The organism is Vibrio sp. Vb0304, from assembly GCF_033338995.1.
Lineage (GTDB): Bacteria > Pseudomonadota > Gammaproteobacteria > Enterobacterales > Vibrionaceae > Vibrio > Vibrio alginolyticus.
Window position 1 is genome coordinate 13,951 of sequence record NZ_JAWOTT010000038.1, and the last position, 4,623, is coordinate 18,573.

General features: G+C 44.6%; 2 protein-coding genes. Both read left to right on the forward strand.

Annotation, left to right across the window (positions count from 1 at the left end; all coding sequences use genetic code 11):
• Positions 1 to 475 precede the first annotated feature (475 nt).
• Positions 476 to 1,819 (forward strand): cadaverine/lysine antiporter, encoded by a 1,344-nt coding sequence (cadB, locus tag R7P35_RS23015; RefSeq protein ID WP_005434864.1) that lies wholly within the window; start codon positions 476 to 478, stop codon positions 1,817 to 1,819.
• 117 nt (positions 1,820 to 1,936) lie between these two features.
• Positions 1,937 to 4,072 (forward strand): lysine decarboxylase CadA, encoded by a 2,136-nt coding sequence (locus R7P35_RS23020; protein WP_017635553.1) that lies wholly within the window; start codon positions 1,937 to 1,939, stop codon positions 4,070 to 4,072.
• The last annotated feature ends 551 nt before the right edge of the window (positions 4,073 to 4,623 follow it).

Below are 4,623 nucleotides of genomic sequence, written 5' to 3' on the forward strand. Positions count from 1 at the left end.
ATTGATTGTATGAAGTGTCTGGATGAGTTATGTGGCGAGAATGATTTTGGTGCCTTCTTGCATGCGAGATGAATATTGACTTGGGTCAAGAAGCGCGATCAGGGAGAGATTTATGGAATCAACACTTCAGGGAATTAACCCTTCGGGATGGGGAAGTTGATAGAGGTTGATAACTTTTATCGCGATGACCAACGAGTTGATGAGAGTTTATCTATCGGTAGAAGGTTTGATGTTTTTCTTGTAACTGTATGAATAATATAGTTTTATTTTTTTGTGTTTATCATGTTTATCTCAACTTGATGTTGATGAACTAATCATTTTATTGATAACCCCAAGTTTATTTTTTTCTCAGTTTTTGGGCGTAGTCTTCACTTCGAAATTTAGCGAGGTCGAGCAGGTTCTTCCTCATAGCATCTCGCTAATTACCATTCAGTTTGAGTCATGTTGACTCGAGTAGAATAGATTTGGAGATGTTATGTCATCGAATGCGAAAAAAATCGGCCTTATTGCCTGTACGGGTGTCGTAGCCGGTAACATGATGGGTAGTGGTATTGCACTATTACCTTCTAGTCTTGCCTCTGTAGGCTCTGTTTCAATCTTCAGTTGGCTGATCTGTTTGGTCGGTGCACTGAGTCTGGCGTTCGTTTACGCTCGTCTGGCAACCAAAAACCCACAAGAAGGTGGTCCTATCGCTTATGCTGGCGAAGTGTCTCCGGTATTTGGTTTCCAAACGGGCGTTCTTTATTACCACGCGAACTGGATTGGTAACCTGGCTATTGCCATTACAGGTGTTTCTTACCTTTCAGTATTCTTCCCTGTGCTTAATAACCCAATCCCAGCAGGTATTGCGACGATTGCATCGGTATGGATCTTCACTTTCGTCAACCTACTTGGTGGTAGCTGGGTAAGCCGTCTATGTACGCTTGGTCTAGTTCTTATCCTTATCCCAGTTGTTGGTACAGCTGCATTTGGTTGGACGCACTTCGATACTGCGCTTTACAGCCAAAACTGGAACGTATCAGCAGGCACTGACAGCCACGCGGTAGTAACAGCGGTTCTTATCTGTCTATGGTCATTCGTAGGTGTGGAATCAGCAGCGGTATCGACTGGTATGGTAGAAAACCCTAAACGTACTGTACCACTAGCAACTATGTTGGGTACTGGTATCGCAGGTGTGATTTACATCCTATCAACTCAAATGATCAGCGGTATGTTCCCAGCGTCAGAAGTTGCGGCATCAGGTGCGCCATTTGCACTAGCAACCACTGAGCTATTCGGTAGCTGGACAGCACCATTCGTATCAGCATTCACAGCGCTAGCATGTTTCACTTCGCTAGGTTCTTGGATGATGCTAGTAGGTGAAGCAGGTAAACGCGCAGCAAACGACGGCAACTTCCCTAAAATCTACGGCGAAACTGACAAAAACGGTGTACCTAAGAAAGGTCTAATCCTTGCGTCAATCAAGATGACTGCACTGATGGTTGTACTGATGTTCTTCAGCTCTAAAACAGCGCACGCATCAGACCTGTTCAACCAACTAACGACTGACGCAGTTCTACTAACGATGCTGCCTTACTTCTACTCAAGCATTAACTTGATTCGCTTCGAAGGTATGACAACACGCAACGGCTTCGTAATGCTGTTCTCTGGTGTGGCTTGTCTGTTCTGCTTCATCGCACTAGCAGGTGCAGAGGGCGGTACGCTAACAGCAACCTTCATCGTTTCTCTAGTTATCTTGATGTTCTACAGCAAAAAAGCAGGTCTTGCTCAGTACGTGAAAATGCACGCTGACGACATGCCTGCCCAAGCAAGCAACTAATCCCCAAAACGCTGGCACTACGGTGCCAGCCCATAAAACCCAAATTCACGCGGCGCTCACCTTACTCATTGCCTGTAAATGGCAAAGAGCGCCCTCATTCGCCTTGGAGATGTCCAAATGAATATATTCGCTATCTTGAACCACATGGGTGTGTTCTTTAAAGAAGAGCCAGTTCGTCAACTTCACGCTGCTCTTGAGAAAGCGGGCTACGAAGTGGTTTACCCAGTAGATGATAAAGACTTGATCAAAATGATTGAGATGAACCCACGCATTTGCGGTGTGCTGTTCGACTGGGATAAATACTCACTAGAGCTATGTGAACGTATCAGCCAAATCAACGAAAAACTGCCTGTTCACGCATTTGCTAACGAACAGTCTACTCTAGACATTTCACTAACAGATCTACGTCTAAACGTGAGCTTCTTCGAGTACGCTTTAGGTATGGCTGACGACATCGCTATCAAAATCAACCAAGCGACTGAGGCATACAAAGATGCCATCATGCCTCCATTCACTAAAGCGTTATTCAAATACGTAGAAGAAGGTAAATACACCTTCTGTACTCCAGGTCACATGGGCGGTACTGCATTCCAGAAAAGCCCTGCTGGTAGCATCTTCTACGATTTTTACGGTCCAAACACATTCAAAGCGGACGTATCAATCTCAATGCCTGAGTTAGGTTCTCTACTAGACCACTCAGGTCCGCATAAAGATGCAGAAGAATACATCGCACGTACATTCAATGCAGACAGTTCGTACATCGTAACTAACGGTACGTCTACATCGAACAAAATCGTTGGCATGTACTCAGCACCTGCGGGCAGCACAGTACTGATTGACCGTAACTGTCACAAATCTCTGACTCACCTAATGATGATGAGCGACGTGACACCAATCTACTTCCGCCCAACTCGTAACGCATACGGCATCCTTGGTGGTATTCCACAAAGTGAATTCAGCCGCGATGTAATCGCAGAGAAAGTGGCGAAAACACCAGGTGCAACAGCACCAACTTACGCAGTAGTGACTAACTCAACTTACGATGGTCTGTTGTACAACACGCAATTCATCAAAGAGTCGCTAGATTGTAAACACATCCATTTCGACAGTGCTTGGGTGCCTTACACTAACTTCAACCCAATTTACGAAGGTAAATGTGGTATGAGTGGTGAAGCGATGCCAGGCAAAGTGTTCTACGAAACACAATCAACACACAAACTGTTGGCAGCGTTCTCACAAGCTTCAATGATTCACGTGAAAGGTGACTTTGATAAAGAATCTTTCAACGAAGCATTCATGATGCACACTTCAACTTCACCTCAGTACGGCATTGTTGCTTCTACTGAAACTGCAGCGGCAATGATGCGCGGCAACACTGGTAAGAAGTTGATGCAAGACTCTATCGATCGCGCAATCCGCTTCCGTAAAGAGATCAAACGTCTAGAAGCAGAAAGTGACAGCTGGTTCTTCGATGTATGGCAACCAGAAAACATCGATACCACGGAATGTTGGAAACTAGACCCTAGCGACACATGGCACGGCTTCAAGAACATGGATGACAACCACATGTATCTTGACCCAATCAAAGTAACGCTACTGACTCCGGGGATGAATAAAGAAGGCGAACTAGAAGAATCGGGTATTCCTGCTTCGCTGGTGGCTAAATTCCTAGACGAGCGCGGCATCGTGGTAGAGAAAACAGGTCCATACAACTTGTTGTTCCTATTCTCAATCGGTATCGACAAATCAAAAGCAATGCAATTGCTACGCGGCCTAACTGAATTTAAACGTGGCTACGACTTGAACCTAACCATCAAGAGCTTCCTACCTTCGCTATACAACGAAGACCCAAGCTTCTATGAAGGCATGCGCGTTCAAGAACTAGCACAAGCAATTCATGACCTAACTAAGAAATACAACCTACCAGAGCTAATGTACAAAGCGTTCGATGTACTTCCAGAAATGAAAGTAACACCACACGCAGCATGGCAAGAAGAGCTTCGTGGCAACATCGAAGAAATTAAACTGGAAGAAATGGTTGGCCGCGTAAGTGCGAACATGATCCTTCCTTACCCTCCAGGTGTGCCACTAGTACTTCCTGGTGAAATGGTGACTCAAGAGTCTCGCCCTGTGCTGGACTTCCTAGAGATGCTTTGTGAGATCGGTGCGCATTACCCAGGTTTCGAAACCGACATCCACGGCCTATACCAACAAAAAGATGGTAGCTACACCGTAAAAGTATTGAAGAACTAAGTTCCTCTCGAAGATGACGCCATTGGGAATGCAAGCATGCTCCACTCTTACGAGCTCAATGCGTCATCGAACAATAACGACATTTAGATATACCCCTAACTAATCTGTCGTAAAGAGAAGGGCAAGGATGCTCTGATCTTTTCTTCTATATATAGAAGAAACACTTTTCCAAGACTTCACCTGAAGTACCCCAAATAAAAAGCAAAGACCAAAAGAGCAGTTCGCATCGTTCTGCTCTTTTTTTTCATCTTTATATAGGTAAAAAGAGAAAAAAGAACCAAGAGAGATAAGATCAGTAACCGAAATCACAAAGAAATAGGCGATCTTTTAATGCGGAAGTCAGGTATTTCTTCATGAAAAGATCCTCTACAACCCGAAATATTAGACAAGATCGTTGAGTATCTATGCAGAATGCTTGTTATTTGTTCGGTTGAAAGTTTTTTTGCAAAAAACGCTTGTGCTAATTTCTCAACCCCCTATACTGCGCATCCACCGACACGGAGTGAGACGAAAGTCACACAGCGAGTCGGGAAGAGAGAAAAAAGAATTTG

Bases quoted from the DNA above. Each gene is read 5' to 3' on its own strand.
- R7P35_RS23020 (WP_017635553.1), top strand. From the start codon at position 1,937: ATGAATATATTCGCTATCTTGAACCACATGGGTGTGTTCTTTAAAGAA.
- cadB (WP_005434864.1), top strand. From the start codon at position 476: ATGTCATCGAATGCGAAAAAAATCGGCCTTATTGCCTGTACGGGTGTC.